General features: G+C 64.0%; 5 protein-coding genes. All 5 read right to left on the minus strand.

The window, feature by feature from the left end:
* Positions 1 to 157 precede the first annotated feature (157 nt).
* Positions 158 to 1,999 carry a class I poly(R)-hydroxyalkanoic acid synthase gene (phaC, locus tag RI841_RS14050; protein WP_310706255.1) on the minus strand — a complete coding sequence of 614 codons (1,842 nt, stop codon included), beginning with the start codon at positions 1,997 to 1,999 and terminating at the stop codon, positions 158 to 160.
* Positions 2,000 to 2,175: 176 nt separating this feature from the next.
* Positions 2,176 to 2,619, minus strand: a complete 444-nt coding sequence (locus RI841_RS14055; protein ID WP_310706256.1) for a phasin family protein — start codon at positions 2,617 to 2,619, stop codon at positions 2,176 to 2,178.
* 128 nt (positions 2,620 to 2,747) lie between these two features.
* Positions 2,748 to 3,194, minus strand: a complete 447-nt coding sequence (locus RI841_RS14060) for a DUF6489 family protein (RefSeq protein ID WP_310706259.1) — start codon at positions 3,192 to 3,194, stop codon at positions 2,748 to 2,750.
* Between the two features lie 57 nt (positions 3,195 to 3,251).
* Positions 3,252 to 4,337, minus strand: a complete 1,086-nt coding sequence (gene aroC / locus RI841_RS14065) for a chorismate synthase (protein WP_310706257.1) — start codon at positions 4,335 to 4,337, stop codon at positions 3,252 to 3,254.
* A 30-nt stretch (positions 4,338 to 4,367) separates the two neighbouring features.
* Entirely contained in the window at positions 4,368 to 5,324 is a 957-nt protein-coding gene (prmB, locus tag RI841_RS14070) for a 50S ribosomal protein L3 N(5)-glutamine methyltransferase (RefSeq protein WP_310706258.1), read from the minus strand.
* Positions 5,325 to 5,363 lie beyond the last annotated feature (39 nt).

Here is a 5,363-nt window from a genome sequence, read left to right on the forward strand (position 1 = left end):
CGAAGCTCGAAGCTCGAAGCTCGAAGCTCGAAGCTCGAAGCTCGAAGCTCGAAGGCAGCATACGCCTAGCCCATAACCACACAACCCCGCCGTAACGGCGGGGTTGTGTGTTCTTCCAGCTTCCAGGCGCGGAGCGCCGCTCTTCAAGCTTATAGCTTCAGGCTTCCGGCGAAGCCGGGGCTTCGCCAAGCACCTCGGGAATGGTCATGCGCACATAGCGCCCCGGGGCAGGTTCGATGATGTCGAGTTCACCATCACCCGGCTGGCGTGCCGGCACCAGCTTCTCGGTGTCCACATACCCGTTCTCGGTGATCCACGCTTGCCAGTGGGGCCACCAGGAACCTTCATGGGGCTGGGCGCCCTCGAGCCACTCCTCGGGTGTCTCCGGCAGCGCGTCGTTGGTCCAGAAGCCGTACTTGTTCTTGCTGGGCGGATTGACGATCCCGGCGATATGGCCGGAGCCGCCCAGCACGAACTTGACTGGCCCCTTGGGCAGCAGAGCCCCGTAATACGTGCTGTTCCACTTGGCAATGTGATCATCCCGAGTCGAAATGAAGTAGCTCGGCGTGGAGATCTTGCGCAGGTCGATCTTGACCCCGTCGAGCTCGATGCCGTCCGGCTGGACCAGGCGGTTCTCCATGTACATGTGCCGCAGATACCAGGCATGGGTCCCCGCCGGCAGGTTGGTGCCGTCGGTGTTCCAGTAGAGCAGGTCGAAGGGGGCCGGCGCATCGCCCTTCAGGTAGTTGTTGATGTAGAAGGACCAGAAGAGGTCGTTCTCGCGCAACAGGTTGAAGGAGTAGGCCATGACCCGGCCGTCCAGGTAGCCGTCGCGCTCGAGCTTGGCCTCGATGCCCTCGAGCACCGGCTCGGAAAGGAAGACACCGATCTCGCCCGGATCGCGGAAGTCCTGCAGGGTGGCCATGTAGGTCACCGACTTGACCTTGCGGCCACGCCGAGTGCTGGTCAGGTAGGCCAAGGTAGAGGCGGCCAGAGTCCCACCGATGCAGTAGCTCATCAGGTTGACCGACTTCTCGCCGGTGGCCTGCTCGATGGCTCCCATGGCGTCGATAGGGCCCATCTGCATGTAGTCGGCCCAGGTCAGATCACGTTGATCGGGGCCTGGATTGCGCCAGGAGATCAGGAAGACGGTGTGGCCCTGCTCCACCAGCCATCGAACCAGGGAGTTGTCCTGGCGAAGGTCGAGGATGTAGTACTTGTTGATCCAGGGCGGCACCACAAGCAGCGGGGTCTTGTAGACCTGCTCGGTGGCCGGCGTGTACTGGATCAGCTGGATCAGTTCATTCTCGTAGACCACCGCCCCTGGTGTAACGGCGATGTTCTCACCAATCGCAAAGGCGCTGCGATCGGTCATGGTGACATTGATACCCTCGGCGGAGTTGGCCAGGTCCTCGCGCAAGCGGGCCAGGCCCTCGACCAGGTTCTGGCCGCGGGTCTCCATGGTCTTGCGCATCACCTCGGGGTTGGTTGTGACAAAGTTGGTCGGCGCCATGGCATTGACCAGCTGGCGCGCATAGAAACCGAGGTGGCGCTTCTGGTCCTCCGAGAGGCCATCCAGGCGCTCGATCAACTCTTCCACCGTGCGCGAGAACAGCAGATACTGCTGCATGATCGCCAGGTAGTAAGGATCGTCGCGCCAGGCATCGTCCTTGAAGCGGCGATCGCCCTTGTTCGGCGCGATCAACGGCTCGACGTCCTCGCCGGCGAGGCTGCGCAGCGATTGCTGCCATAGCTGGAACTGGTCCTGGAGCAGCCGCGACTGGGTCTGCCACAGCAGGGACGGATTCTGCATCAGCGACTGGGCACCGGCCTGAAAGCTCTGGCGCATGTCTTCATAGACCGATTCCGCGGCATCGCTGGGCACCATGCGTGCCAGCAGATCCTGCATCAAGGCCTTGTATTCCTCGCCGATCGCGGCGAGCTGGGCATTCCACGCCTCGAGCTCCACCTGTGTCGGTGCTTGCCCCCCTGACTGCATTGACCCCTCCTGTTATTCATGAAGGCCGGTGTTGCTGACGGCCGGATACTGGCACCGGCCTTAGGCCATATACGTCTAATACCGCACCACCTTGCGCGGACAAGGCATGGCCAATAACGACCATTCCGGCACCCGGGAACCGGGCACCGGACTGGCGCGATGAGAGTAACGTGATATCAGCGCTTGCGCGACGAGGTCTGACTGCTCGCCTTGGCGGGTTCATCCGACTTCGGGGCCTCACCCTTGGTGGCCTGTCCGGCCTTTTCGGCCTGCTCGGCGAGCTGCTGGCCCGATTCAGCGAAGAGTTTCTCGAGCTCAGCCTTGAACTCCAGACTCATCTCGCTCATCGCCTTGGCGTCCTCGAGCATCTGCTTCGAGAGCTCGTTCATCATCTCGGTCTGGCGTGTGCCGAAGTCCCGCATGCTCTCGGCATCGCTGACCTCGCTGGCGTCCCGCATGCGCTCGGTACCCATCTGACTGTAGCGCTTCATGGACTCCATCTGATACTGGGTCATCTTTTCCATATTGTTCAGCATCAAGGAATTGAGCTTGCGCATCGGTTCGAAGAACTGGCGGGTCTGCTCGTTGAATGCGTCGATCATCTTGTCTTGGTCTTGCATGTCTAATTCCTCCTTGAGGAACGGTTACAAACGATTTGTTGCACTGCACAAAGCGTAGTCTGCCACCTCTCTTGTTGCAACCGTATTCCCCCCCGCAAACGTCGCACGAACTCCACCAACTCCCATTGTCAACTCTCGTGCTTGCTGCGGGAGCGGGCGCTGGCCGTGGACTTGCGGGAGCTGCTCCCGGCGCTGGACTTTCCGGCAGAGCCGCCCTCGGAACTGTCCGAGCCCCCGGAGTCCTCCGCTTCCGTCTTCTGGTCTCCACTTGTCGCGCCGCCACCGCCACCCCTGCCCGCGGAACTGGCGGCCTTGGTCAGCATATCGAGCATCATCTGCTGATAGTTGCCGAAACTGGAGAGCCCCTGGGAGAGGTTCTGGGAAAGATTCTGCGACAAGCCGGGCTGCTGCAGGAAGGGCTGCATCAGGCTCATCGGGTCGTACCCTTCCACTCCTGATTCCATCTGCTTGTGGATCCGGTTCAGCAGATCCTTCTGGAAGGCCTCCACGTCAGGCAGGCCAAGCGCCCGGCGAAATTCATCGGGGGTCAGGTCGAACTCGACGTTGATCTTCATGGCGTCACTCTTGTGGATGGTCACATGAAGTGTAGCAGCCATGCCGGATGATGCGGCTCAGCGCAATCGAGGTGTCGATACTTTGACCTCCGCATTCTGGCCGCGGTGACGCAGCAGGTGATCCATCAGGGTCAACGCCATCATCGCCTCGGCGATGGGGGTGGCCCGGATGCCGACACAGGGATCATGGCGCCCCCTGGTGACCACCTCAACGGGGTCACCGTGGATGTCGATGCTGCGCCCCGGCGTGGTGATGCTGGAGGTGGGCTTGAGCGCCAGATGGGCGATGATCGTCTGGCCACTGGAGATGCCGCCAAGCACGCCGCCGGCGTGGTTGGAGAGAAAGCCCTGCGGCGTCATCTCGTCGCGATGCTTGCTGCCCCGCTGGCTGACCGACGCGAAGCCGTCGCCGATCTCCACCCCTTTCACCGCATTGATACTCATCAAGCCGTGGGCCAGCTCGGCGTCCAGACGGTCGAACACCGGCTCGCCGAGCCCCGGCGGCACCCCCTCGGCCACCACGCTGATCTTCGCCCCCACCGAGTCCTGGTCGCGGCGCAGCTGGTCCATGTAGGCCTCGAGCTCTGCCACGCGGTCCGGGTCGGGGCAGAAGAACGGATTGTCATCCACCGCGTCCCACTGTTTGAACTCGATGGCGATCGGACCGAGCTGGCTCATGTAGCCGCGCACCGTGATGCCCCGGGCGGAGAGGTACTTCTTGGCGATGGCCCCGGCCGCCACTCGCATGGCGGTCTCCCGGGCGCTGGAGCGCCCGCCGCCGCGGTAGTCGCGGATGCCGTACTTGTGGTGATAGCTGTAGTCGGCGTGGGCCGGGCGGAACTGGTCCTTGATCTTCGAGTAGTCCTTGGAGCGCTGGTCGGTATTCTCGATCATCAGGCCGATGGTCGTACCGGTGGTCACCCCCTCGAAGACCCCGGAGAGGATCCTTACCCGGTCAGGCTCGCGCCGCTGGGTGGTGTGGCGGGAACTGCCGGGACGGCGGCGGTCCAGGTCGCGCTGCAGGTCCTCTTCGCTGAGTGGCAGTCCCGGCGGGCAGCCATCGACGATGGCCCCCAGCGCGGGGCCGTGGCTCTCGCCGAAGGTGGTGACGGTGAACAGCTTGCCGAAGGTGTTGCCGGACATGGGCGCTCCTCCTGGGTCGGGAGATGGGGATCAGGCGAAGGACGCCGCATGGGCGTCGAGTTCCGCAGCGGTCAGGGCAAACACCCCCTGGCCGCCGCGCTCGAATTCGAGCCACAGGAAGGGCACCTCGGGGAAGGCGGCCTCCAGGTGGTGGTCGGAGTTGCCGACCTCGACGATCAATACGCCCGCATCGCTGAGGTAGTCGCGGGCCTCGCGCAGGAGGCGCCGCACGATATCCAGGCCATCCGCCCCGGCACCCAGCGCCAATGCCGGCTCATGGCGGAACTCGGCGGGCATGGTGGTCAGGTCGCGGGCATCTACATAGGGTGGGTTGGAGACGATCAGGTCGTAACGCTGGCCGGTGAGCTCTGCGAAAAGGTCAGACTCCACCGCACGTACCCGCTCGCCCACCTCATGGCGGGTGATGTTGATGCGGGCCACCGCCAGCGCCTCGGGGCTGATGTCGGCCAGATCGACCTCGCAACCGGGCAGGTGCAGCGCCGTGGCAATGCCGAGGCAGCCCGACCCGGTGCATAGATCGAGTACCCTTGCTGGCGGCTCGACAGGGAACCAGGCGGCGAAGCCGTGCTCGATCAACTCCGCGATGGGCGAACGGGGAATCAGCACCCGTTCGTCGACACTGAAGGGGACACCGGCGAAGAAGGCCTCGCCCAGCAGATAGGGCAGCGGGCGGCGTGTCTCGATGCGAGCACGCACCAGCGACACGATCCGGGTGCGTTCCATGGGCAGCAGCCGTGCCTCGAGCACCGCCGGGTCGACGTTCCAGGGCAGGTGCAGGGCACCCAGGGACAGCGCCACGGCCTCGTCCCACGCGGAGGCGGTGCCGTGGCCGTAGTGCAGGCCGGCCAGGTGGAACTCGCTGGCGGCCCAGCGCAGGCAGTCGCGCAGGGTGATCAGGCCGTCGCTTAAGGCCTCGTCGCTCAGCACGAGGGTGGACGTAGACGCGTCGGGGAGAGATTCAGCCACGGGGCTTCCTGGAGTCGGGTGTTCGGGAATGACGACGCC

The organism is Halomonas sp. (assembly GCF_031581305.1).
In the GTDB taxonomy this organism is placed as follows: Bacteria; Pseudomonadota; Gammaproteobacteria; order Pseudomonadales; family Halomonadaceae; genus Halomonas.